General features: G+C 59.9%; 19 protein-coding genes. 8 read left to right on the forward strand and 11 right to left on the reverse strand.

Translation table 11 applies throughout. From position 1 onward, the window contains the following. The first annotated feature begins 12 nt into the window (after positions 1-12). The 3 genes from katB to radA are packed head-to-tail and all read left to right on the forward strand — an operon-like array spanning position 13 to position 3572. Complete coding sequence (gene katB / locus J5M66_RS10755) at positions 13-1554, forward strand: catalase (protein WP_207808206.1); 1542 nt, start codon at positions 13-15, stop codon at positions 1552-1554. Positions 1555-1611: 57 nt separating this feature from the next. Next, positions 1612-2157 (forward strand): ankyrin repeat domain-containing protein, encoded by a 546-nt coding sequence (locus tag J5M66_RS10760; RefSeq protein WP_207808205.1) that lies wholly within the window; start codon positions 1612-1614, stop codon positions 2155-2157. A gap of 47 nt (positions 2158-2204) precedes the next feature. Then, entirely contained in the window at positions 2205-3572 is a 1368-nt protein-coding gene (gene radA, locus J5M66_RS10765) for a DNA repair protein RadA (RefSeq protein ID WP_024014403.1), read from the forward strand. A gap of 270 nt (positions 3573-3842) precedes the next feature. On the opposite strand, the gene J5M66_RS10770 is transcribed toward radA, so the two are convergent. Beyond that, positions 3843-4211, reverse strand: a complete 369-nt coding sequence (locus tag J5M66_RS10770) for a PilZ domain-containing protein (protein ID WP_071173654.1) — start codon at positions 4209-4211, stop codon at positions 3843-3845. Positions 4212-4370: 159 nt separating this feature from the next. On the opposite strand from J5M66_RS10770, the gene J5M66_RS10775 reads away from it, so the two are divergent. From J5M66_RS10775 to yjiA, 3 genes are all read left to right on the forward strand, one after another. Then, positions 4371-6437: a carbon starvation CstA family protein gene (locus J5M66_RS10775; protein ID WP_016773099.1), complete on the forward strand. Its 2067-nt coding sequence runs from the start codon at positions 4371-4373 to the stop codon at positions 6435-6437. A gap of 15 nt (positions 6438-6452) precedes the next feature. Further along, positions 6453-6650, forward strand: coding sequence for a YbdD/YjiX family protein (locus J5M66_RS10780; protein ID WP_003228401.1), 198 nt, complete (start codon positions 6453-6455; stop codon positions 6648-6650). Positions 6651-6811: 161 nt separating this feature from the next. Beyond that, positions 6812-7789, forward strand: coding sequence for a GTPase (yjiA, locus tag J5M66_RS10785; protein WP_207808204.1), 978 nt, complete (start codon positions 6812-6814; stop codon positions 7787-7789). 114 nt (positions 7790-7903) lie between these two features. Here the strand turns inward: yjiA and J5M66_RS10790 are convergent, their stop codons facing one another. From J5M66_RS10790 to morA, 6 genes are all read right to left on the reverse strand, one after another. Then, positions 7904-8608, reverse strand: a complete 705-nt coding sequence (locus J5M66_RS10790; protein WP_207808203.1) for a GntR family transcriptional regulator — start codon at positions 8606-8608, stop codon at positions 7904-7906. A gap of 18 nt (positions 8609-8626) precedes the next feature. Beyond that, positions 8627-9331 (reverse strand): FadR/GntR family transcriptional regulator, encoded by a 705-nt coding sequence (locus J5M66_RS10795; protein WP_197892630.1) that lies wholly within the window; start codon positions 9329-9331, stop codon positions 8627-8629. A gap of 49 nt (positions 9332-9380) precedes the next feature. Beyond that, entirely contained in the window at positions 9381-10694 is a 1314-nt protein-coding gene (locus tag J5M66_RS10800) for a C4-dicarboxylate transporter DctA (protein WP_110603140.1), read from the reverse strand. Between the two features lie 240 nt (positions 10695-10934). After that, positions 10935-11498, reverse strand: a complete 564-nt coding sequence (locus J5M66_RS10805) for a hypothetical protein (protein ID WP_243432971.1) — start codon at positions 11496-11498, stop codon at positions 10935-10937. Between the two features lie 220 nt (positions 11499-11718). Beyond that, a complete protein-coding gene (gene glyA / locus J5M66_RS10810; RefSeq protein WP_041477786.1) occupies positions 11719-12972 on the reverse strand; it encodes a serine hydroxymethyltransferase in 1254 nt (417 codons plus the stop codon). Positions 12973-13191: 219 nt separating this feature from the next. Continuing rightward, positions 13192-17040, reverse strand: a complete 3849-nt coding sequence (gene morA / locus J5M66_RS10815) for a cyclic di-GMP receptor MorA (protein ID WP_123443306.1) — start codon at positions 17038-17040, stop codon at positions 13192-13194. A gap of 287 nt (positions 17041-17327) precedes the next feature. Here morA and ettA point away from each other — a divergent pair, with 287 nt between their 5' ends. Together ettA and gdhA are read left to right on the forward strand one after the other, a co-directional pair. Then, positions 17328-18992, forward strand: a complete 1665-nt coding sequence (ettA, locus tag J5M66_RS10820) for an energy-dependent translational throttle protein EttA (protein ID WP_016773108.1) — start codon at positions 17328-17330, stop codon at positions 18990-18992. A 350-nt stretch (positions 18993-19342) separates the two neighbouring features. Continuing rightward, a complete protein-coding gene (gene gdhA / locus J5M66_RS10825) occupies positions 19343-20680 on the forward strand; it encodes an NADP-specific glutamate dehydrogenase (protein WP_207808201.1) in 1338 nt (445 codons plus the stop codon). Here the strand turns inward: gdhA and J5M66_RS10830 are convergent. The 4 genes from J5M66_RS10830 to J5M66_RS10845 all read right to left on the reverse strand — a co-directional run bounded on the left by J5M66_RS10830 (position 20677) and on the right by J5M66_RS10845 (position 24402). Further along, positions 20677-21171, reverse strand: a complete 495-nt coding sequence (locus J5M66_RS10830) for a GreA/GreB family elongation factor (RefSeq protein WP_039761720.1) — start codon at positions 21169-21171, stop codon at positions 20677-20679. The genes gdhA and J5M66_RS10830 overlap by 4 nt on opposite strands. Positions 21172-21241: 70 nt before the next feature. Further along, complete coding sequence (locus tag J5M66_RS10835; RefSeq protein WP_206422161.1) at positions 21242-21598, reverse strand: hypothetical protein; 357 nt, start codon at positions 21596-21598, stop codon at positions 21242-21244. Between the two features lie 219 nt (positions 21599-21817). Then, complete coding sequence (locus J5M66_RS10840) at positions 21818-23671, reverse strand: DUF4105 domain-containing protein (protein WP_024014368.1); 1854 nt, start codon at positions 23669-23671, stop codon at positions 21818-21820. Positions 23672-23913: 242 nt separating this feature from the next. After that, a complete protein-coding gene (locus J5M66_RS10845; protein ID WP_016773112.1) occupies positions 23914-24402 on the reverse strand; it encodes a DUF3015 domain-containing protein in 489 nt (162 codons plus the stop codon). Positions 24403-24580 lie beyond the last annotated feature (178 nt).

Raw genomic sequence — 24580 nt, forward strand, 5'->3', positions numbered from 1 at the left:
GAGGAACCTGATATGACTTCCGCTCTTGGACTGGGGGCTTTTCCCCATCGCCGCACTCTCGGCGTTCTCACCGCCAGCCTGCTGACCTTCTCGGTCAACGCCGCTCCGCTGACCCGCGATAACGGCGCTGCTGTCGGTGACAATCAGAACTCGCAAACCGCCGGCGCCACCGGCCCGGTGCTGCTACAAGATGTGCAACTGATCCAGAAGCTGCAACGCTTCGATCGTGAACGTATTCCCGAGCGCGTGGTACATGCACGCGGCACCGGCGCTCATGGCACCTTCACCGTGACCGATGACCTCAGCGACCTGAGCAAGGCCAAGGTGTTCGCCGCAGGCCAGAGCACGCCGGTGTTCGTGCGGTTCTCGGCGGTGGTGCATGGCAACCATTCCCCGGAAACCCTGCGCGACCCGCGTGGTTTCGCCACCAAGTTCTACACCGCTGACGGCAATTGGGATCTGGTCGGCAACAACTTCCCGACCTTCTTCATCCGCGATGCGATCAAATTCCCGGACATGGTCCACGCCTTCAAGCCCGATCCACGCACCAACCTCGATGACGATTCGCGCCGGTTCGATTTCTTCTCCCATGTACCGGAAGCCACCCGCACACTGACCGAGTTGTATTCCAACTACGGCACTCCGGCCAGTTATCGGGAGATGGATGGCAATGGTGTTCATGCCTATAAGCTGATCAATGCCAAGAATGAAATTCACTATGTGAAGTTTCACTGGAAGAGTCTTCAAGGCATCAAGAACCTCACGCCAAAACAAGTCAGTGAAGTTCAAGGTCAGGATTACAGTCATATGACCAACGACTTGGTGAGTAATATCAACAAGGGCAACTTTCCGAAGTGGGACTTGTACGTGCAAGTTCTCAAGCCGCAGGATTTGTCCAAGTTTGATTTCGATCCATTGGATGCAACCAAGATCTGGCCCGGTATTGCCGAGCGCAAAGTTGGACAAATGGTCTTGAACCGTAATCCGGCCAATGTCTTCCAGGAAACTGAACAAGTTGCCATGGCACCGGCCAACGTAGTTCCGGGTATCGAGCCTTCGGAAGATCGTTTGTTGCAGGGCCGAGTGTTCTCTTACGCCGATACGCAGATGTATCGCCTCGGTGCCAACGCTTTGCAATTGCCGATCAACGCACCGAAAACCGCAGTGAACAATGGCAATCAGGATGGCGCGATGAATTTTGGCGCCAGCCAGTCCGGCGTCAACTACCAGCCAAGCCGCCTGCAACCGCGTGAAGAAACGCCAGCGGCGCGTTACAGCCAGTCGGCGCTGGCGGGCAGCACGCAGCAGGCGAAGATCCAGCGTGAGCAGAACTTCAAGCAGGCCGGTGATCTGTATCGCTCGTACAGCAAGCAGGAACGTCGCGACCTGATCGACAGCTTCGGCGGCTCGCTGGCCACCACCGATGACGAGAGCAAGCACATCATCCTGTCCTTCCTGTACAAGGCTGACCCCGAGTACGGCAGCGGTGTGACCGAAGTGGCCAAGGGCGACCTCAGCCGTGTGAAAGCACTGGCGGCCAAACTGACCGACTGATAGCGATGCGGCGCACGCGAGGGCTGTCCCGCCTCGCGTGCGCTCAAGGAGAGCCCGATGCGTATTTTTCTTTTATGCCTGGCCGGGTGCCTGTCGTTCACCGCGTGGGCGGCACCGGTCGAGCAAAGCCCCGAGGCAATCAAGGCGCAGTTGCAGGATTACTACTTCGACGCCGCCCGCCGTGGTGACGTGCCGATGCTCGAGACCTTTATCGAGTCCGGCTATTCCCTCGATACCCGCGACAGCAAGGGTTACACCGCGCTGATTCTGGCCGCCTACCACGGTCAGGCGCCGGCGGTTGAGCGACTGTTGGCAGCGGGCGCGGACGCCTGTGCTCAGGATCAACGCGGCAACACGGCGCTGATGGGCGCGATATTCAAAGGCGAGTTGCAGATCGTCCGGCGCCTGATGGCCACCGATTGCAGCCCCGACCAACGTAACGGCGCCGGGCAGACTGCGGCGATGTACGCCGGGCTGTTCAAGCGTCTGGAATTGCTTGATGCGTTGAAAGCCAAGGGCGCCGACCTCAATGCCGAGGATCCGCTGGGCAACAGTGCCGCGCGTCTGGCCAGCGGCGAAATCCGTACCGCTGCGCCGCGCTGATCGGCGATGGCTGCGTTATCATCGCGTCTTTTGTTTCGGGGGTTCTGATGGCCAAGGCCAAGCGCATGTACGGCTGCACCGAGTGCGGCGCAACCTTTCCCAAGTGGGCCGGGCAGTGCGGCGAGTGCGGTGCCTGGAACACCCTGACCGAAACCATGATCGAAAGCGGCGGCGCCACGGCACCCACCGGGCGCACCGGTTGGGCTGGCCAACAGGCACAGATCAAGACGCTCGCCGAAGTCAGCATCGAAGAGATTCCACGTTTTTCCACCGCGTCCGGTGAGCTCGACCGCGTGCTCGGCGGTGGTCTGGTCGATGGCTCGGTGGTGCTGATCGGCGGTGATCCGGGGATCGGCAAGTCGACAATCCTGCTCCAGACCCTGTGCAATCTGGCCAAAAGCATGCCGGCGCTGTACGTCACCGGCGAAGAATCCCAGCAGCAGGTGGCGATGCGCGCTCGCCGTCTCGGCCTGCCGCAGGATCAACTGCGGGTGATGACCGAAACCTGCATCGAAACCATCATCGCCACCGCCCGCCAGGAAAAGCCCAAGGTGATGGTGATCGACTCGATCCAGACCATCTTCACCGAACAACTGCAATCGGCGCCGGGCGGCGTATCCCAGGTGCGCGAGAGCGCGGCGTTGCTGGTGCGTTACGCCAAACAGAGCGGCACGGCGATCTTCCTCGTCGGCCACGTCACTAAAGAAGGTGCGCTGGCCGGTCCACGTGTTCTGGAACACATGGTCGACACGGTGCTGTATTTCGAAGGTGAATCCGATGGTCGTCTGCGTCTGCTGCGGGCGGTGAAAAACCGTTTCGGCGCGGTCAATGAGTTGGGCGTGTTCGGCATGACCGACAAGGGCCTGAAAGAAGTCTCCAACCCGTCGGCGATTTTTCTTACCCGTGCTCAGGAAGAAGTCCCGGGCAGTGTGGTCATGGCGACGTGGGAAGGCACCCGGCCGATGTTGGTGGAAGTGCAGGCGCTGGTCGATGACAGCCATCTGGCCAACCCGCGTCGGGTGACGCTGGGGCTGGATCAGAACCGATTGGCGATGTTGCTCGCGGTGTTGCACCGCCATGGCGGGATCCCGACCCACGATCAGGACGTGTTCCTCAACGTGGTAGGAGGCGTGAAGGTGCTGGAGACGGCGTCGGATCTGGCGTTGATGGCGGCGGTGATGTCGAGTTTGCGCAACCGGCCGCTGCCGCATGATCTGCTGGTGTTCGGCGAAGTCGGCCTGTCCGGCGAGGTACGCCCGGTGCCGAGCGGGCAGGAGCGGTTGAAGGAAGCGGCCAAGCATGGCTTCAAACGCGCGATCGTGCCGAAGGGTAACGCTCCGAAGGAATCGCCTCCTGGCTTGCAGATCATCGCCGTGAGCCGCCTTGAACAGGCCCTTGACGCACTGTTTGAGTGAACGCCGGACCTCTGTGGTGAGGGGATTTATCCCCGTTGGGGCGCGTAGCGGCCCTGAAAAAACGGGTCTGCTGCGCAGCCCAACGGGGATAAATCCCCTCGCCACATAAATCCCCTCGCCACATAAATCCTCTCACCCCATAAATCCCCTCGCCACATAAATCCTCTCACCCCATAAATCCCCTCGCCACATAAATCCTCTCACCCCATAAATCCCCTCACCACATAGATCCCCCTCACCACAGGGCATTCCGAATCGGGATTGGGGGGCCTAGATTTCGATCAGGGCACCCAGTTCGCGCTCCAGCTCGGCCTCATCCGCCAGATTCAGTTCGATCAAGCGGCGCAGGCGCTGGATCGATTCCAGGCTGATGTGGCGGCAGATGAACCCCAAGTGGCCGTTTTCCTCGTGGGCCAGATGCACGTCCATTTCGATATCGACGTCTTCGCTCAGATGAATGTCGACGAAGAAGTCCTGCTCTTTATCCCCGAGCCACGGCTCCGGTCGCTCGATCAGCAGGCCCTTGAGCGACAGGTCGATCAACTTGACCGGCCAGATGTACTCGCCCTGTTTCAGCTCGGTTCTGGCATCGAACGCAATACGTTTGAAACGACGTCGATTGGCGGGGTGCTCGCTCATGGCGCAATCCTCATGAAGGTTCGCTGACTATAGACCGCGAATGCGGGCGCCAGCCAATCGCTCAAGCGTCTAGACCTATGTCGGGGTATGGCCTTTGGCGCCGTAAGCGCTAAACTCGGGGTGGCTGTCTTTCTTGTCCACCCTGGCTGGAATAATAAAATGAAAAATAATAATAGCCTGCTGCGCCACTTACCCTGGCTCGTGCTGGCAATCGTAGGAGCGTGCGCCCTTGGCGTAGTGGCATTGCGCCGCGGCGAGGCGATCAACGCCTTGTGGATTGTGGTCGCTGCCGTGGCCATTTATCTGGTTGCGTACCGTTACTACAGTCTGTTCATCGCCAACAACGTGATGCAACTGGATCCGCGTCGGGCCACCCCCGCCGTGCTCAACAACGATGGTCTGGACTATGTGCCGACCAACAAACACATTCTTTTCGGTCACCACTTCGCGGCCATCGCTGGCGCGGGGCCACTGGTCGGTCCGGTGCTGGCGGCGCAGATGGGGTATCTGCCCGGCACACTCTGGCTGATAGCCGGTGTGGTGCTGGCGGGCGCGGTGCAGGACTTCATGGTCCTGTTCATGTCGACCCGACGCAACGGCCGTTCCCTGGGCGACATGGTGCGTGAAGAGATGGGCCGGATTCCCGGAACCATTGCACTGTTCGGCTGCTTCCTGATCATGATCATCATCCTCGCGGTGCTGGCGCTGATCGTGGTCAAGGCCCTCGCCGAGAGCCCGTGGGGCATCTTCACCGTGATGGCGACCATCCCGATCGCGATGTTCATGGGCATCTACATGCGCTACATCCGCCCGGGCCGCATCGGCGAAATCTCCGTGGTCGGTGTGTTGCTGCTGCTCGGCTCGATCTGGCTGGGCGGGCAGATCGCTGCCGATCCGGTATGGGCCAAAGCCTTTACCTTCACCGGTGTGCAGATTACCTGGATGCTGGTCGGTTACGGTTTTGTCGCCGCGTCGCTGCCGGTCTGGCTGATTCTGGCGCCACGTGACTATCTGTCGACCTTCCTCAAGATCGGCACCATCGTCGCCCTGGCGATCGGCATCCTGATCACCATGCCCGAGCTGAAAATGCCGGCGTTGACCCAGTTCGTCGACGGCACCGGGCCGGTGTGGAAGGGCGGTCTGTTCCCGTTCCTGTTCATCACCATCGCCTGCGGCGCGGTATCGGGTTTCCACGCACTGATCTCGTCGGGCACGACGCCGAAGCTTTTGGATAACGAAACCAACGCCCGCTACATCGGTTACGGCGGCATGCTGATGGAATCGTTCGTGGCGATCATGGCCATGGTTGCCGCTTCGGTGATCGAGCCAGGCGTGTACTTCGCCATGAACAGCCCGGCCGCAGTTGTCGGCAGTGACGTCGCTTCGGTGGCGCAGGTTGTCACCAGTTGGGGCTTTGCGATTACGCCGGAAGCGCTGCAAGCGGTTGCCCATGACATCGGCGAAACCACCATTCTGGCTCGCGCCGGTGGTGCGCCGACCCTGGCGGTCGGTATCGCACAGATCCTGCACAGTGTCCTGCCGGGTGAAAACACCATGGCGTTCTGGTACCACTTCGCGATCCTGTTCGAAGCGCTGTTCATCCTCACCGCTGTGGACGCCGGCACCCGTGCCGGACGCTTCATGCTGCAGGACCTGCTCGGCTCCTTCGTACCGGCGCTCAAACGCACCGAATCGTGGGGCGCCAACCTGATCGCTACCGCCGGTTGTGTGGCGATGTGGGGCTGGTTGCTCTATCAAGGCGTGATCGATCCACTGGGCGGCATCAACACTCTGTGGCCGCTGTTCGGTATCTCCAACCAGATGCTCGCCGGTATCGCGCTGATGCTCGGCACCGTGGTCCTGATCAAGATGAAGCGCCAGCGCTACATCTGGGTCACCCTGTTGCCGGCTACCTGGCTGTTGATCTGCACTACCACTGCTGGTTTCATCAAGCTGTTCGACGCCAACCCGGCGATCGGCTTCCTGTCCCTGGCCAAGAAGTACAGCGATGCGCTGGCCAACGGTCAGGTGCTGGCACCGGCGAAAAGCGTCGAGCAGATGCAGCATGTGATCTTCAACGCCTACACCAACGCCACACTCACCGCGCTGTTCCTGTTCGTGGTCTTCAGCATCCTGTTCTATGCGCTCAAGGTCGGCATCGCCGCCTGGGGCAAAAAAGAGCGTACGGATAAAGAATCGCCATTCCAGGCCCTGCCGGATGCGTAACCAGAGGATTGCAGCATGTTCAATGACCTGAGTCGCCTCGGTAAATACCTCGGTCAGGCCGCGCGCCTGATGGTCGGCATGCCCGACTACGACACCTACGTCGAGCATATGCAAACCAAACACCCGGACAAACCGGTGATGAGCTACGAGATGTTCTTTCGCGAACGTCAGGAGGCTCGTTACGGTGGCAAGGGTGGGCCGAAGTGCTGTTGAGCTGACAGCCTGCGGTTGAGGTAATCCCCTGTGGGAGCGAGCCTGCTCGCGAATGCGGTGTGTCATCGGGCATTGATGTCGGCTGACACGACCCCTTCGCGAGCAAGCTCGCTCCCACATTTGTTTTTGTGTTGTTCATTTATTTTTGAAGGAGAAAGCGTTTGTCATCTCCCATTCCGGTAACGGTCCTCAGCGGTTTCCTCGGCGCCGGCAAGACCACCTTGCTGCGTCATTTATTGAAAGCCGAGCACGGCCTGAAAATCGCCGTGATCGAAAACGAATTCAGCGACGCCGGCATCGACACTCAGTTGCTGGGTGACGAGCCGGTGCAAGTCATGACCCTGGCCAACGGCTGCGTCTGCTGCACCATTCATACCGATCTGACCAAGGCGCTGTACCTGCTGCTCGAACGTCTGGACAGCGGCGAGATCGCCTTTGACCGTCTGGTAATCGAGTGCACCGGTCTCGCGGATCCGGCGCCGGTGGCGCAAACCTTTTTCATCGATGAAGAGCTGCGCGAGCGTTATCTGCTCGACGGCATCATCACCCTGGTCGACGCCGCTCACGCCGACGTGCACCTGACCCAGACCATTGCCCAGGCGCAGATCGGTTTCGCCGATCGCTTGCTGGTGAGCAAGACCGATCTGGTCGATGAACCGACGTTCACTGCGCTGAGCGAGCGCCTTACGCGAATCAACCGCCGCGCGCCGATCCGCGTGGTCGAGCATGGCAATATCGATCTGGCTGAATTGCTGGATGTACGCGGCTTCAACCTCAATGCTGACCTGGGCGGCGGTCTGAGCCTGCGTCCGGTGAGCAAGGCGCCGTCGATCGATCGCATCTCCAGCCTGGTGTTGCGCACCGATCAGGCGCTGGATATCGATCAACTCAGCGAGTTCATGAACGAACTGCTGGAAGAGCACGGCAAGCAGTTGCTGCGCTACAAAGGCGTGCTGAACATTGCCGGCGAAGATCGGCGGTTGGTGTTTCAGGGTGTGCTGAAACTCTATGGTTTCGACTGGGACACCGAATGGGCCGAGGGCGAGACGCGCGAGAGTGTGATCGTGTTTATTGCCGATGATTTGCCGGAAGAGAAAATTCGGGCGGGGTTTGCCAGGGTTGCAGCGCAACAAGCCTGATAATTTCAACAGCTCAAAAGGCCTCTTCGCGAGCAGGCTCGCTCCCACAGTAGAACGCATTCTGTCAGGAGGAATGCAATCCACTGTGGGAGCGAGCCTGCTCGCGAAGGCGGTCTAACCGACAGCACAATGCTCAAGGTCTGGACCGAGCAGTTTCTGCTCAAGATGATCCAGATGCCGATCCATCAACATGCCGGCTTTGGAAACATCACCTCGCTCCACAACCTCAACCAACGCCAAATGCTCCTGCCATGCGCAACAGCTTTGCGTCGAAAAATGACTCCGCGCAATTGCCAGCGACGTCAGCGGCACCAGACTGCGCAGAAAATGCGCCAGCGGCAGATTTCCCGCCATCCGTGCCAATTGCAGATGAAACTCCCCCGACAACCGAATCGCCGCCCCGCGCCGAGCCTGCTCGACGGCGCGCTTCTCGCGCTCTAGCAACGTGCGCAAGCATTTCAGATCGTCTGGCTGCGGACGCTGACACGCCAACCGCACCAAGGTGTTTTCAGCCAGCCGTCGCGCATGCAAGGTCTGCCGGATTAGTTCCCGATCAGGCGCGGCCACTCGTGGTCGATGATTGGCGCGCAACACCACGATCTGCTCATGGGACAACTGCGTCAGCACCCGTCGTACATCGGCGCGGCCGGCGCCGAACATCGCTTGCAGACTGTCCTCGGTGAACCGGCTGTCTTCATCGATACGCTGCTCGAGAATCGCGTCGAACAGTCGCGGATACAGATCTTCCGTCGGCGTGCCGAGCCGAGAGACGGGCAGGGCGGTCGAATTGGCATGCGAGGCTGAAGCAAAACTGTTCATGGCCGTTCTCCTGGCAAATCAGGTGGGCAAGTTGTCGTCCGGAATATTCAGCTCAACGCCCATGCGCTGGCCTTCGCGCAGAATGTGCCGACGCATTTCGGCGCTGGCCTGAGCGCTGTTCTTGCTGCGGATCGCGCGGACTACCGCTTCGTTTTCTTCCAGGCGTTCGGCCAGATGTTCCGGGGAATTGCGCAATACCTCGGCGCTTTGCTTGAGGGCGTTGCTGGTCTGCTGTACCACGCTCTGGAAAATCGGGTTCGAGGTCAGCGTGAACAGTTCTTCGTGGAAAGCGATGTAGGCACTGACTCCGGCCTCACTGTCACCGGCCTCGAGGGCTTCGCGCATGTCCATCAGGGTCAGGCGCAATTGGCCGACTTCCTTGCTGCTGATCGATTGCGCGACCAGCCCGACGATGAACGGCTCAAGGGTGTAGCGCAGTTGCAGCACGTCTTCGAGACTGGCGCCGGCGACTGCGCTGTCGTGGCTCTGGCTGTCGCTGACTTGTGCGTCGAGCACGACTACGCCTTTGCCCGGCATCGAGCGCACCAGGCCGAGGGTTTCGAGGACGATCACCGCTTCGCGCAGGCTGGGCCGGCTGATGCCCAGCTGTTCGGCCAGTTCGCGCTGGCCCGGCAGCATGTCGCCGGAGCGCCATTGGCCACGGGCCAACGCGGCGCGGAGTTTTTCCACCACTGAATTGACGACGGTTGAAGTTGTAATCACGTATTGGCTCCCTGCGCCGTGCCTGCATATTGGCAGGCACGGCACTCATTCAGAATTCTTTGGCCGCCGCCTGAGCGACGGTTTTTCGCGGTTGAAAGTTATAGCCCTGCTCACCGTTGAGCACCTTGTTCGCGCGCTGTACATCGATGTCTTTTTCCCAGCGGGCGATGGCCACGGTGGCGACGCAGTTGCCGATCAGATTGGTCAGCGCGCGGCCGATGCCCATGAACCAGTCCACCGCCAACACCAGCACCAGACCGACTACGGGAATCGCCGGGATCGCCGTCAGCGTCGCGGCGAGAATCACCAGCGCCGAACCGGGAATGCCGTGGGCGCCTTTGGAGGTGATCAGCGACACCAGCAGAATCGTCAGCAAGTCGGTCATCGCCAGCGGTGTGCCGGTGGCGTTGGCGATGAACACGATGGCCAGGGTCAGGTAGATCGAGAAACCGTCGAGGTTGAACGAGTACCCGGTCGGGATCACCAGACCGACCGTCGAACTGCCGATACCGAGGTGTTCGAGCTTGCGCATGATCTGCGGCAGCACGGCGTCGGAAGAGGCGGTGCCCATCACGATCAGCAGTTCTTCCCGCAGGTACTTGAGCAGCGGCCACATGCGCAGACCGGAAACGCGCATCACCAGACCGAGGATCAGCGCGACGAAGGCGACGCAGGTCAGGTAGAACAGACCGACCAGACTGCCCAGGTGCTGCAGCGAGTCGAGACCGTATTTGCTGGTGGTGAAGGCGATGGCACCGAACACGCCGATCGGCGCCAGACGCACGATCATGCCCATGATGCGGAAGATCACGTGGCTGAGTTCGTTGATCAATCGCGAAATCCCGGAAGCGGCTTCGCCAACCAGATTCAGCGCACTGCCGAACAGCACCGAGAACAGCAGCACTTGCAGAATATTGTTGTCAGCGAAGGCGCCGATCACCGAGGTCGGGATCAGGTCCATCAGAAATTGCGTGGTGGTGTGCATGTGCTGGCCGCGCTCGGCGAGGTCGCCCATGTCGGCGCTGGAGAGCTGCTCCAGATGAATGTTCGCGCCGCTGCCAATGCCGGTGCTGAAGGCGAACACCAGACCGATCACCAGAGCGATGGTGGTCAGCACTTCAAAGTAGATCACCGACTTCAGGCCGATGCGTCCGACCTTCTTCAGATCGCCCGCGCCGCTGATGCCGCTGACCACCACACAGAACACGATCAGGCCAATCAGCATCTTGATCAATTTGATGAAGCCATCGCCGAGCGGTTTCAGCTGGGCGGAGTATTCAGGAAGGGTCAGCCCGCAGACGATGCCGAGCATCAGTCCGAGAACCACTTGAAGGAAGATTGAACGCGAGCACCATCTGAGCATGGGAGGAATCCTGGGTCGGTGTCCTGGCTGCCGTACGCGTGGCGCAGCGGATTCAGGACTTAATTATTGTGGTCTTACCGGTATGTCCAGTGCAGGCGCAGTCTAGGCGCAGGTTTTCGTGGATCGCAAGGGGAAATTAGAAAATTGGCATGACCGGTCTTACCAGTTGTCTGGATGGCCCGGTCTTGAGCATTTGAGAAAAATTGGCGGCTATGCCTTTTTTTCTGGGCGGGGCGTGAGTCACGTTTTGATGACTGGTACATGTCTTTCGACGATGCTCAGGATGAAAGTGATCTTTGAACGTTCTTCGGTTTCGCCCAGATAGACGTAAGGCAGACTTGTGATTTTTATACCGCCCAAATAGGCATGATTTTTCAGTTTGAGAGAAACAGCTGTATGTACACCCGTTAAGTTGTCCAGCGTAATAGCGGTGCCGCTATGGTCGACAAGAATAAACGTGCTCAAGTTGTCAGTCTCTGGCTTGACGGCCTCGACGGTGTCCAGCCAGTGATTGCTGATTACCTGATTGAAATAGTTGCCCTGGTTTTTCACGGTGAGGATGTAGCCGTCAGGGGTATGACCGAAATGCAGCTTCAACGGTTTTATCCGGCCGCTCTGCTCGTTGCTCCGGATGCCGAGCAGGTGAGACTGATCCCGTGTTTGCGGGCGTCCGGTATAGAAACCGCCGCTGAACAGACTGATGGTAGCCATCGCCGGTTTGCCGTACAGCTGTTCAAGAAAGCCGACCCTGTGGTCGAACATTCTCAATGTTGCGATGAAAGATTTTTCGATATTGCGCGTCATGATGAAATCCATTTATCAAGTCGGGTTTCAGACTAAGCGGTTTTCATCTATGGCGGTTTGTATGTGTGTTGCAAGAGTTTGGTTTGAACAAAGAGATGAACAATCCTGCCGGACGGGATTAGCAGGTTGCTGCTTTATTCGGGTGGTATTTTTTTATTGAATTTATGGCAATAAAAAACCGGCCATCGTGACCGGTTTTTTATTGCGGATTAACGAGGCATCAAGCGCCGTACACCGGCAGTTTCTTGCAGATGGCTTTGACTTTCTCGCGAACGGCGTCGATCACCGCTTCGTTGTTCAGATCAGCCAGGATGTCGCAGATCCAGCCGGCCAGCTCTTTGCACTCAGCCTCTTTGAAACCGCGAGTGGTCACAGCCGGAGTACCGAAGCGCAGGCCGGAGGTGACGAACGGCGAGCGTGGATCGTTAGGCACGGAGTTCTTGTTCACGGTGATGAACGCTTTGCCCAGAGCGGCGTCGGCATCTTTACCGGAGATGTCCTGCTTGATCAGCGACAGAAGGAACAGGTGGTTTTCAGTACCGCCCGATACCACGTCGAAACCGCGTGCGATGAACACTTCGGCCATAGCCTTGGCGTTCTTCACCACTTGTTGCTGGTAAGCCTTGAACTCAGGCTGCAGCGCTTCCTTGAAGCAGATCGCCTTGGCCGCGATCACGTGCTCCAGCGGGCCACCCTGGGCGCCCGGGAATACTGCGGAGTTGAGCTTCTTCTCGATCTCGGCGTTCGCTTTGGCCAGGATCAGACCGCCACGTGGACCGCGCAGGGTCTTGTGCGTGGTGGTGGTCACGACGTCGGCGAACGGCACCGGGTTCGGATAGACACCAGCGGCAACCAGACCGGCGACGTGAGCCATGTCGACGAACAGGTAAGCGCCGACCTTGTCAGCGATCTCGCGGAAGCGCGGGAAGTCGAGAATCTGCGAGTAGGCCGAGAAACCGGCAACGATCATTTTCGGCTTGTGCTCGACCGCCAGGCGCTCGACTTCGTCGTAGTCGATCAGGCCGTTGGCATCGATACCGTATTGAACGGCGTTGTACAGCTTGCCCGAGGAGGAAACGCTGGCGCCGTGGGTCAGGTGACCACCATGGGCCAGGCTCATGCCCAGAATGGTGTCGCCACCTTGCAGCAGAGCCAGGTAAACAGCGGCGTTGGCCTGGGAACCGGCGTGCGGCTGAACGTTGGCGTAATCGGCGCCGAACAGTTCCTTGGCGCGGTCGATGGCCAGTTGTTCAACCACGTCCACGTATTCGCAACCACCGTAGTAACGCTTGCCCGGATAGCCTTCGGCGTACTTGTTGGTCAGGACCGAGCCTTGAGCTTCCATCACCGCTGGGCTGGTGTAGTTTTCCGAAGCGATCAGCTCAATGTGTTCTTCCTGACGCTGAGCTTCTTGCTCCATGGCGGCAAAAAGGTCGGCGTCGTACTTGGCAATAGTCAAATCACGGCTGAACATGGCGGTCCTCAAGGATCGGGGGCAGAAAAGGGGGGCATTCTAACCCAACCGCTTTTAGAAGGGCTATGAAACACAGTCAGGTTGTGGATAAGCGGGCTTCAAGCTGCAAGCTACAAGCTACAAGTCAAAAGCGCTTCGGCTTCCACTTGCAGCTTGCAGCTAACCTCTAGCAGCTCCTCTTCATGTTCAACTGACCTGAGCCGCCCGAAGCGGCTCAGGTCAGTCGAACATGAAGAGCGCGTCGTTACAGAACTGCGCTTCAAACCGTCCCGCCGGCATCGGCCGGCCGAACAGATATCCCTGCACCTCATCGCAGCCATGCTCGCGCAGGAAGTCCAGTTGCTCATGGGTTTCCACACCCTCGGCGATTACCGCCAGGTTCAGGCTGTGGGCCATGGCGATGATCGCCCGGGCGATCTGCGCGTCCTGTTCCCCGGACGGCAGGCCGTCGACGAAGGTGCGGTCGATCTTCAGCACGTCGATCGGGAATTGCTTGAGGTAGTTCAGCGATGAATAACCGGTGCCGAAGTCATCGACCGCGATGCTCAGGCCGAGGTTCTTCAGCCCGGCAAGAATCTGCATCGCCTCGCTGACTTCGCGCATCAGGATGCTTTCGGTCAGTTCCAGCTCCAGACACGCCGGCGGCAGGCCGGTTTCGCGCAGGATCGTCGCGATTCGCGTACCCAACTGGCCGTCGGAGAACTGCCGTGCGGAAATGTTCACCGACACCTTCGGCACCCGCACCCGTTGCTGGTGCCAGGTTTTCAGCTGTCGACAGGCCTCGCTGATGACCCAGTCGCCAACGTCCACCACCAGACCAAGCTCTTCCAGCACCGGAATGAAATCCCCCGGCGGCACCAGCCCGCGACGCGGATGGCGCCAGCGCAGCAGCGCTTCGGCGCCGGTCAGGCGCTTGCCGTCGCCACTGAACTGCGGCTGGTAATACAGGACGAATTCGTTCTGCTCCAGCGCATGGCGCAGATCGCTTTCCAGTTCCAGACGCTCCAGCGCACTGGCGTTCATGTCGGCCTGATAGAACTGGAAGTTGTTCTTGCCGCGTTCCTTGGCGTGGTACATCGCCGTGTCGGCGTTTTTCATCAACTGGCTGAGTTCATTGCCGTCCTGCGGACTCAGGGCGATGCCGATACTGGCGGTGACGAAGAACTCGCGGCCCTCGAGCACGAACGGCCGCACCAGGCTGGCGAGAATCTGCTCGGCCACGTGAATCGCCCGATTCAGCGCCAGTTCGCGGTTGGAGCGATGCTGCAGCAGCAGGGTGAATTCGTCGCCGCCCATGCGCGCCACAGTGTCATCGTCATCGACGCAGGCCAGCAGGCGCGTGGCCATGTCCTTGAGCATGCGGTCGCCGGCGGCGTGGCCCAAAGAGTCGTTGATCGGTTTGAAACGGTCGAGGTCGAGGAACATCAGCACCACCCACGACTTCTGCCGTTCGGCCGCTTGCAGCGCGGTGTGCAGACGATCCTGGAACAGCGTGCGGTTCGGCAGGTGGGTGAGGGCGTCGTAATAGGCGAGGCGGTGGATGCGCTGCTCGCTGGCCTTGCGCTCGCTGATGTCGCTGAAGAAACACACGTAACTGGCCAGATCGCCCTCATCGTCGAGCACGGCAGTAATGCCGACCCACGCCGGGTAATGTTCGCCGTTACGGCGCTTCATCCACACTTCGCCTTCCCAGGTGCTGTGCTCGTGCAACTGCTTGAGCACGTAGCGCAAGTGCGCGTCCTGCTGCTCGTCGACGGTGAGCATGTTCGGCAACTGGTCGAGCACTTCGCCGACGCTGTAGCCGCTGACCCGACTGAACGCTTCGTTGGCCTGGACGATGTACCCAGCGGGGTCGGTGATCAGGATTGCCGAAGTCGAGTGCTCGAATACCGTGGCGGCCATGCGCAGATCTTTTTCGGCACGGCGCTGCTGGCTGATATCGCGGCCGACACCGAGCACGCCTTCGAACGCGCCGTGTTCGTCCCACACCAGCACCAGGCGCAGTTCGATCGGAATCTTGCGGCCATCGGCACGCAGGCAATCGAAGAGGAACAGCTGCGTTTGCACCTGACTGCGCAGCAATGCCAGTTGCTCGGGCTTGTCCAGCGCCTTGCTGACGCGGTCCATCAGCACATGAATGCCGTTCAGTTGCCCGGGATTGGCGATGATCGATTGCCAGCCGTTCTGGAAAATCCATTCGGCGTTGTAACCGAGCACCGCCTGCACCGACGGGCTGACGTAGTTCAGCGAGAGCTTGCTGTCGGTGGAGAAAATCACGTCGCTGATGCTTTCGGCGAGCATGCGGTAACGCTGCTCGCTGTCACGCAGCGATTCGCTGGCCTCGATCTGTTCGGTGATGTCCTTGGCCACGCCGATGATCCGCGTGACCTGGTCGTGCTTGTCCCGCGCCAGCGCCTGTTCACGGATGTCGAAGCGCCGCCACTTGCCGTCGCGATGGCGGAAGCGCAATTGGCATTGCAACAATTGGCTGTAACCGGCGTGACGCTGCAACTGCCGCGAGCGATGGTAATAGTCGGCGTCTTCCGGATGCAGAAGGATTTCCCAGAAGTACTCGCCCATCTGATGCAGTTCAGTGCGGTTGTAGCCCAGGGTCTGGCCGAGGTGGTGGTTGCTGAAAATCATCCGCTGGCTGATCACGTCCTGCACATACAGATGATCGGGCACGGTGCGCACCACATCCGACCAGAAACCTTCACGCTCCAGCAGCGACAGTTCGATCAGCTTGCGGCTGGTGATGTCGTTGATGCTGAGGATCACCGCTTTATAGTCGTGCTGCTCCCTCGGCAGGCGCAAAACCATCCACAGATGCTGGTCGCGACCGTTGCTGTTGGGCAGTTTGATTTCCAGTTCCAGCTGTTTCTGCTGCTGCAGGACGGCGTCGAGGATCTGCTGACCGATCGCGCACTGCGGATGGCGCTGGCCATCGATCAGCAGTTGCCAGGCATCGTCGCAGGAGTGCACATCGAGCAGTTGCAGGGCGACCTGATTGACTTCGGTGACGCGCATTTCCGCGAGCAACTGCTGGCGCTGCTGCGGTTGGTCGAGCCAGGCCTTGAGCTGGTCACTGGTCTGGATCTGCGCCTTGTCGAACATCTGCTTGAGGCCGGACAGGTCAAGCACGCACAAGGCCACGCCGGTGCCTTCGAAAATATCCTGATAACGCCGCCGGCCTTCATGCACCTGGCGCTGACGCCGACGCATGTTCAGCAGCGCGATCACCGGCAACATCGAGAACGCCAGGCCGAGCAGGCATTTGCCGATGAACGCCGGCAGCAACTCTTCCAGTACGCGCTGGCGGTCGAACAGCCCGCGCAATTGCCAGTCGCTGCTGCTCAGCGGCACGGTCAGCACGGTGTTGGCGACATCGTCGGGCGTCAGCCCGCCAGCCTTGACCGAGGGCAGCCCGGCGTCGCGGCTGATGATCTGGTGATTGAGGCGGTTTTCCACCAGCCATAACGGGCGCAGGGCGGTGGCGTCCTGTTTGGTCAGCGAGTCGAAGAAGGTTGGCGTCAGGCGCAAGGCCCAGTAACCGCGACTGCTGCCGCTGGCCTGATGCAGTAGCAGATGCACCACCGAGCCGTCATCGGCATTGCTGAAGTAATGCGCCTGGACACGGCTGCGGCGCACCAGTTCGGTCAGGTAATCGGCGTCGGAACTGTCGGTGGCGCTGTCGCTGATGATCCGGCCGGAGGGCGAGAGCAGGGCCATGCTGCGCAGGTCGGGCAGTGAGCGTTGCAATTTGCGCAGAAGCATCTGCTGTTCGTCGGCAGTTTGCGGTTGTTCGACGATCGGTAGCAGATTGAGGGCGATTTGCGCATTCAGCGCCATGTTCAGGCTGACCTGGGCGGCGAGGTCGGCGGTGTAGTCGATGGTGTATTGGCGCTGATTTTTCTGAGTTTCGCGCAATTGATCGAGCAGTTGCCAGAACAGCAACGCGAGCAATAACAGCACGAGGGTGGCCAGCGCACCCTTTAATGTCCCGCGCAGGGGCGAGCCGGGCGCCGGTGGGGTGCTGCTCACAGAGGCTGGCGGAGTGACATTGGTCAAGCTGTGATCCTGCGATTTGGCTGGACTGGCGCGACGTGCACTATAAGCCGGACGCCCGAAGGGCGGCTAGCATGCCTTGACTCGTGGCGAAGTGCCAGCCCCTCTCGGCTGGACTGCCTTCCAGCATTAAGGTAGCTTTGCCGGTTAGACCGGGGGCGTTCCAGCCCCTACAATCAGACTTTTTCCAGCGCGCACGCATTGATCGCGATCAAGTGAACGACGCGCACAGTCTGGCCAGGCATCGCCTGCGCTCCAATCATTCATCTGTCACTGACCCAAGGTTCTCCATGGCTCAATACGTCTTCACCATGCATCGGCTGGGCAAAGTTGTTCCGCCGAAGCGGGAAATCCTCAAGAACATTTCGCTGTCCTTCTTCCCCGGCGCCAAGATCGGCGTGCTCGGCCTCAACGGTTCGGGTAAATCCACGCTGCTGAAAATCATGGCCGGCGTCGACACCGAGTTCGAAGGCGAAGCCCGTCCGATGCCGGACCTGAACATCGGTTACCTGCCGCAAGAGCCGCAGCTCGACCCTGCCAAGACCGTGCGTGAAGTGGTCGAGGAAGCGGTCAGCGTGATCAAGGATGCGCAAGCGCGTCTGGACGAGGTCTACGCGGCCTACGCCGACCCGGATGCCGACTTCGACAAGCTTGCTGCTGAACAGGCCAAGCTCGAAGCGATCCTGCAGGCCAGCGACGGCCACAACCTCGAGCGCCAACTGGAAGTCGCCGCCGATGCACTGCGTCTGCCGGCCTGGGACGCGAAAGTCGAACACCTGTCCGGTGGTGAAAAACGTCGCGTCGCCCTGTGCCGTCTGCTGCTGTCCGCGCCAGACATGCTGCTGCTCGACGAACCGACCAACCACCTGGATGCCGATTCGGTGGCGTGGTTGGAGCATTTCCTCCACGACTTCCCGGGCACCGTGGTCGCGATCACGCACGACCGTTACTTCCTCGACAACGTCGCCGGCTGGATTCTGGAACTCGACCGCGGCGCGGGCATTCCTTACGAGGGCAACTATTCGGGCTGGCTCGAAGCCAAGTCCGATCGCCTGGCCCAGGAATCCAAGCAGCAGTCGGCTCACGAAAAAGCCATGAAAGAAGAACTGGAATGGGTGCGCAAAGGGGCCAAGGCCCGCCAGTCGAAATCCAAGGCACGTCTGCAACGCTTCGAAGAAATGCAATCGCAGGAATTCCAGAAGCGCAGCGAAACCAACGAGATCTACATCCCGGCCGGTCCGCGCCTGGGCGACAAGGTCATCGAATTCAAGAACGTCACCAAAGGCTACGGCGATCGCGTGCTGATCGACAACCTGTCGTTCTCCATGCCGAAGGGCGCCATCGTCGGCGTGATCGGCGGTAACGGTGCCGGTAAATCGACGCTGTTCCGCATGCTGATGGGCAAGGAAACCCCGGATTCGGGCAGCATCGAAATCGGTGAAACCGTGCAACTGGCCTGCGTCGACCAGAGCCGTGAAGACCTCGACGGCAGCAAGACCGTGTTCCAGCAGATTTCCGACGGTTCCGACCAGATCCGCATCGGCAACTACGAGATCCCGTCGCGCACCTACGTCGGTCGCTTCAACTTCAAGGGCGGCGACCAGCAGAAGTTCGTCAAGGATCTGTCCGGCGGTGAGCGCGGTCGTCTGCATCTGGCGCTGACCCTGAAGGAGGGCGGCAACGTCCTGCTGCTCGACGAACCGTCCAACGACCTCGACGTGGAAACCCTGCGTTCGCTGGAAGAAGCCCTGCTGGACTTCCCGGGCGCCGCCATTGTGATCTCCCACGATCGGTGGTTCCTTGACCGTGTCGCCACGCACATCCTGGCGTACGAAGACGACTCGCAAGCGGTGTTCTTCGAAGGCAACTACACCGAGTACGAAGCCGACCGCAAAAAACGCCTCGGCGAAGCAGCGGCCCAGCCTCACCGGGTGCGTCACAAGAAACTGGCCTGATTCGGGTTGGTTGCACAAGAGCGGAGCCTTCGGGCTCCGTTTTTTTTTGCCCTGGTTTTTTCCTGATATACCGAGTTGCGGCTTTCGCGAGCAGGCTCGCTCCCACAGGGGTAACGCATTCCAAATGTGGGAGCGAGCCTGCTCGCGAAGATGGTGTAGCTGTTGGTGCAAGTCTTGAATCTGTGCTCCCCGCTCAGGTGCAAAAACGGATCAAAAACCCCTTGGATTTATATCCTGTGCACCATTTAATTTCATAACTGCGACATTTTGCTCTGTTCCTGTGCGCAATTCGTTTGTTACAGTCCGGCCCAATCTCCTCCAACGACAATAAATTTGCCGAGACTTTGCCCATGATCGAATCCGTCGAATCCTTCCTTGCGCGCCTGAAAAAACGCGACCCGGATCAACCCGAATTCCACCAGGCTGTCGAAGAAGTCCTGCGCAGTCTGTGGCCGTTTCTCGAAGCCAATCCGCATTACCTGACTTCGGGGATTCTCGAGCGTATCTGCGAGCCGGAGCGCGCGCTGGTTTTCCGGGTGTCGTGGGTCGACGATCAGGGCAAGGTCCAGGTCAATCGCGGCTTCCGTATCCAGATGAACAGCGCCATCGGCCCGTACAAGGGCGGCCTGCGCTTCCATCCGTCGGTGAACCTCGGCGTGCTGAAATTCCTCGCCTTCGAGCAGACCTTCAAGAACTCGCTGACCTCCCTGCCCATGGGCGGCGGCAAGGGCGGTTCCGACTTCGATCCGAAGGGCAAGAGCGATGCTGAAGTCATGCGCTTCTGCCAGGCGTTCATGAGCGAGCTGTATCGCCACATCGGTGCTGACGTCGACGTGCCGGCCGGTGATATCGGTGTCGGTGCGCGGGAGATCGGTTTCCTGTTTGGCCAGTACAAGCGCCTGAGCAACCAGTTCACCAGCGTCCTCACCGGCAAGGGCATGACTTACGGCGGCAGCCTGATTCGCCCGGAAGCCACCGGTTTCGGCTGCGTGTACTTCGCCGAAGAAATGCTCAAGCGCCGCGGGCAGAGCGTGGAAGGCAAGCGCGTGGCGATTTCCGGTTCCGGCAACGTCGCGCAGTACGCGGCGCGCAAGGTCATGGATCTGGGCGGCAAAGTGATTTCCCTGTCCGACTCCGAAGGCACGCTGTACTGCGAAGCAGGACTGAGCGAAGAACAGTGGCTGGCGCTGCTGGAGTTGAAGAACGTCAAACGTGGGCGCATCAGCGAACTGGCAAGCGCCCATGGTCTGGAATTCCTCGCCGGCCAACGTCCATGGTCGTTGGCATGCGATATCGCGCTGCCCTGCGCGACGCAAAACGAACTCGACGCCGAAGCCGCGCGCACGCTACTGCGCAATGGCTGCGTCTGTGTGGCTGAAGGCGCGAACATGCCGACCACGCTGGAGGCTGTGGATATCTTTATCGAGGCCGGTATTTTGTTCGCACCGGGCAAGGCGTCGAATGCCGGCGGTGTGGCCGTGAGTGGTCTGGAAATGTCGCAGAACGCCATGCGCCTGCTGTGGACCGCGGGCGAGGTGGACAGCAAGCTGCACGCGATCATGCAGTCGATCCACCACGCCTGCGTGCATTACGGCGAAGACAACGGTCAGATCAATTACGTCAAAGGCGCGAACATTGCCGGCTTCGTCAAAGTCGCCGATGCGATGTTGGCGCAAGGCGTGGTTTAAGCCGGTTCGATGCGGATCACTTCGATCAGTTGATCGCCGGCAGGTCGCTGCCATAGCACTTCATCGTTGAGCCGGGCGCCGAGCAAGGCCCGGCCCAGCGGTGAGGCCCAGTTGATCAGGCCCTGACTGGCGTCGGCCTGATCCTCGCCGACCAGTTGCACGCGGTGTTCAGTGTCGTGTTCATCGGCAAAAGTCACCCAGCTACCGATCTGCACCTTGTCAGTGGAGGTCGCAGCGACTGCGACTTGGGCGCTGCTCAGGCGTTGAGTGAAATAACGCAGATCCCGTTGCAGATCGGCCAGACGTTGTTTGTCGGCCTGCTCGCCCTTGGCCGTTTGCTCGGCGTGCAGGCTCTGCAACTCGATGACTTTCGCCTGCAACTGCGCCAGCCCTTGCGGGGTGACGTAGTTGGGCTGCGTGCTGACCTGACGTTCGACCGGCTGATCGGCCTGCGCGGCGGCGTTGTCTTCGTTGACGAATGCGCGACTCATGAAGTCCTCCTGTTAAAGGATTTGGGCCATGATTGCCGGCATTTGGTTTCAACGGATGTCTGCAAACGACCTATTGCGAGCGATAAGCCCGCCCGACGTCCTGGTCCTTCTGCTGCTGCCAGGAGCGTTCGCGTTCGTCCCAATGCTCGTTGCGATATTGCTCGCGATCCCTGTTTTCCAGCATCGCCTGACATTGGCGGAAGCCGTCGACCCAGCCGTCGGCGTATTGCTGATCCTTGAGATAGCGCGGCACGTTCTTGCGAAACTCACCGCTGATCGAGCCCGCCGCTTGCCGGCCGCTGACGCAACCGTCATCGAAACCGTCGGCGAAGGCCGGTGGATAACCTTTGGCGATCAAGTCTTCATGGGTGGTCTGGCAACCGCCCAGCGCCAATACAACGGCCAACAATCCCACGCACCGCCACATCGCACTCTCCCGCGCCGATACTCGGCTCATAAGGAAAGTCTAGAAGGCGATTCATGAGGCGGCTGTCGAAGGCCTGTGAAAAATCCATTGCACACCACAAAGCACCTGTGGGAGCGAGCCTGCTCGCGAAGGCGTCGTGTCAGGCAACACTACTATTGACTGAACCACCGCTTTCGCGAGCAGGCTCGCTCCCACAGGGAGATTTACACAGGCTCGGGATCAGTAGTGATACCACTTCACTTCCAGCATGACTTCCGTCTCGGGGCTGGCGAGCTGGCTGAATTCACGCTGCGCGCTCAGGCGCAAACCGAGGTTGCGCGACAGTTCCCACTGCTGATTCAGGCTCAGGCTGCGGCGCACTTCACCGTTGAAGAAGTAGTCGCCCTTGGCTTCCAGGCTCAGATTGCCCAGCGGGTTTTTCCATAGCACGCCGGTGTTGAAGCCACCGGCCGGGGAAACAAACTCGGCGAAGTCGTTGTTATGTTCCACGCGCACCGTGCCCAGCGCAAAGCCGAGCACGTCTTCGCCCAACTGCCACGTGCCGCCGCCGCCACCGTTGACATGGCTGACCAGCGTTTCGTCGTCATGCTTGCCCGGCACGCGCTCAAGGCCACCGGTGACTTGCCACGACAATGGTTGCAGCAGCTCGTTGCGCGGTGTCAGCGAACGAATGGTCGCCAGGTCCAGTTGCTGCAACTGCCAGTCATTGCCTTCGTACTGGCGCAGCTTCAGTTGCAGGATCTCGATCTGCGCGCCGAGGGGGAAGCTTTCGGCATTGTCATTGAGGTCGTGATAAGCCATGCGCAGGCCATATTCGCCGAACGCGCGATCGCCGCGCGTACCGAGGCCGGCCTGCCAGGTGCGGGACTCGTGGCCATCTTCGGGCAGACCGGGTTGCGGTATTTCCAGCTCCGGCGCCGGGTTCTTGTTGATCGCCCGCAGCAGTTCGAAACTGCGCTGCGCTCGTTGCGGGTCGCGCTCCTGACCGTTGGCGCGGTAGCGCTCCAGACGATAGGCAGCGTCAACGATCAACGCCTGACGTGCGCGCGGCAGGGCTTTGAACGTTGGCTCTTGCAGGACTTTTTGATCGGCGCTGACTTTCAGCACCCATTGCTGTTCGTCATCGCTCAACGGTTCGGCGCGGCTGAGCAGTTCACGTTCGCGGGACGGGCGATATTCGATGTGTTCGACCAGCCCGGCCTCTTTCACCGCTTTGACGGTGTCGGTGGGGATTGCGGTCAGCGGGAACTGTTCGGTCAGGCGCAGGCTCGGCCGCGCCACTTGCAGCAGTTCCAGCAAGCGATACGAGCAGTTTTCGTCGAAGAAGAAATAGTCGAACTGGATCTGCTTGAGCTCCCACACATGTTCGACCATGCGTGCGGTTTCTTCCTGTGTCAGATTGAGCCGGTATTCCCACAGGTCACGGTTTTCCAGGCTGCGGTATTCCGACAGTTTTTCCTGATACGGCACCAGCGCGAACAGCCCCGGGTAGCCGCCCATCAAGCCTTTCCAGGCATACAGAATGCTGTTGTCCGAGCCTTCGATGTAGGCACCGAAGTTGATCGCGTAGCTGAGCAGCGAAGTCTTGTCGGCCTGAACGTCCGCCTGATCGATGCGCAGCAGGGTGTGGCCGAACATCGACGACGGGCTGTTGAGATACGCCGCCGGGAAAATCATCACCGCACTGTGCGGCGAGACGTCCTTGAACCATTGCTTGTATTCGGCGCATTCCGGCGCTGGCAGGTCAGCGAGATTGAGCTGCGCTTTCAGCCAGCGCGTGCGCGCGGGGTATACGCATTGTGCGTGTTGCTCGCCGAGGCTGGCCGGGGCGTACAGCGCCTGCACGGTGGCGGCCAGTTCGCGGTCCGGATGCTCGTTGCCGTCGGGGGCGAGAAAGAACTTCTTGTCGCTGACATAGCTGCGCCAGCCGCCGAGTTTGGCGGTTTCGTAATGACCGAGGGAAATCCAGAAGCGGTCGTTGGCCAGTTGCTGCAAACGTTGAGGATCGATGTGAGGCGCGGCGGACAGCGGGGCGCAGACACAGAGCGCCAGCCAGGCAAGGCGTTTGAGCATAGGTGGCAACTTAAGTCGAAAGAAAACAAATCCCGGATCGGGGGTAATCACACACCCTGTGGCGAGGGGATTTATCCCCGCTGGGCTGCGAAGCGGCCCCATAAGCTGTGTCACCAATGCATCGGATACATCGCATGCACAGGTTTTACGACTGCTTCGCAGCCGAACGGGGATAAATCCCCTCGCTACAGACCGTATTCAAAATAAAACCCGCTTCCCGAAGGAAGCGGGTGGGGTCGAGCTTAAGCCTGAGTTGCGTACTTGGCCAGACGTGGGTCCGATTTCAGTACTGCCAGGGTGTTGGTATGCACGTCTTCAGCGGTCACGTCAGCTTTGCTGAAGATCTGCTGGAAGTGCTCGTGGGTCACTTGCGCGAAGTGCGCGCGATCTTCCGGTGCTACGCCCAGGACCACGGCATAGGTGGTCAGCGCTTCGCCGTTGCCTTTGGCCATGTCTTCGGACAGCTCGTTCATCATGCCATTCATGGCGAACCAGGATTTGCCGCCATAAGTCAGGGACGCGTTGGTCGAGCAGCCGTTGGTGCCGGAGGTCATACCGAAGGTAGCGTTACCGGAAGTGCCGTTGGTGGTGGAAGCAAGGAAGTGCGCCGGGGTGCCACGCTGACCTTCGAACAGCATGTTGCCCCAACCGCAATCCGGGCCGCCCGGGGCTTGCGCCATTGCGTTGATGGATACAGCGGTGAAGAGAGTACCGAGAAGAATCCGTTTCATAGCTTTGTTCTCTTTATGTGCATACCAATGGACAGGGTTCTGGCCCTTCGCGCTCTGCCCGAGGACAAAGCCGAAAGTGTCAGTGGGCCGGTATTAGTTCCAGCCGCGCAGTTTGGAGTTTAGGCACGTTCCAGCGGTTCCGTGACTTTTTGCAAAATATTTGGAATAAACCTCTGAT

It is taken from the genome of Pseudomonas sp. 67(2021) (assembly GCF_017491835.1).
Taxonomy (GTDB): domain Bacteria; phylum Pseudomonadota; class Gammaproteobacteria; order Pseudomonadales; family Pseudomonadaceae; genus Aquipseudomonas; species Aquipseudomonas atacamensis.

Bases quoted from the DNA above. Each gene is read 5' to 3' on its own strand.
- J5M66_RS10800 (WP_110603140.1), bottom strand. From the start codon at position 10,694: ATGCTCAGATGGTGCTCGCGTTCAATCTTCCTTCAAGTGGTTCTCGGA.
- J5M66_RS10760 (WP_207808205.1), top strand. From the start codon at position 1,612: ATGCGTATTTTTCTTTTATGCCTGGCCGGGTGCCTGTCGTTCACCGCG.
- radA (WP_024014403.1), top strand. From the start codon at position 2,205: ATGGCCAAGGCCAAGCGCATGTACGGCTGCACCGAGTGCGGCGCAACC.
- J5M66_RS10840 (WP_024014368.1), bottom strand. From the start codon at position 23,671: ATGCTCAAACGCCTTGCCTGGCTGGCGCTCTGTGTCTGCGCCCCGCTG.
- J5M66_RS10845 (WP_016773112.1), bottom strand. From the start codon at position 24,402: ATGAAACGGATTCTTCTCGGTACTCTCTTCACCGCTGTATCCATCAAC.
- J5M66_RS10780 (WP_003228401.1), top strand. From the start codon at position 6,453: ATGTTCAATGACCTGAGTCGCCTCGGTAAATACCTCGGTCAGGCCGCG.
- J5M66_RS10805 (WP_243432971.1), bottom strand. From the start codon at position 11,498: ATGACGCGCAATATCGAAAAATCTTTCATCGCAACATTGAGAATGTTC.
- J5M66_RS10790 (WP_207808203.1), bottom strand. From the start codon at position 8,608: ATGAACAGTTTTGCTTCAGCCTCGCATGCCAATTCGACCGCCCTGCCC.
- glyA (WP_041477786.1), bottom strand. From the start codon at position 12,972: ATGTTCAGCCGTGATTTGACTATTGCCAAGTACGACGCCGACCTTTTT.
- ettA (WP_016773108.1), top strand. From the start codon at position 17,328: ATGGCTCAATACGTCTTCACCATGCATCGGCTGGGCAAAGTTGTTCCG.
- gdhA (WP_207808201.1), top strand. From the start codon at position 19,343: ATGATCGAATCCGTCGAATCCTTCCTTGCGCGCCTGAAAAAACGCGAC.
- katB (WP_207808206.1), top strand. From the start codon at position 13: ATGACTTCCGCTCTTGGACTGGGGGCTTTTCCCCATCGCCGCACTCTC.
- J5M66_RS10770 (WP_071173654.1), bottom strand. From the start codon at position 4,211: ATGAGCGAGCACCCCGCCAATCGACGTCGTTTCAAACGTATTGCGTTC.
- J5M66_RS10775 (WP_016773099.1), top strand. From the start codon at position 4,371: ATGAAAAATAATAATAGCCTGCTGCGCCACTTACCCTGGCTCGTGCTG.
- J5M66_RS10835 (WP_206422161.1), bottom strand. From the start codon at position 21,598: ATGTGGCGGTGCGTGGGATTGTTGGCCGTTGTATTGGCGCTGGGCGGT.
- J5M66_RS10830 (WP_039761720.1), bottom strand. From the start codon at position 21,171: ATGAGTCGCGCATTCGTCAACGAAGACAACGCCGCCGCGCAGGCCGAT.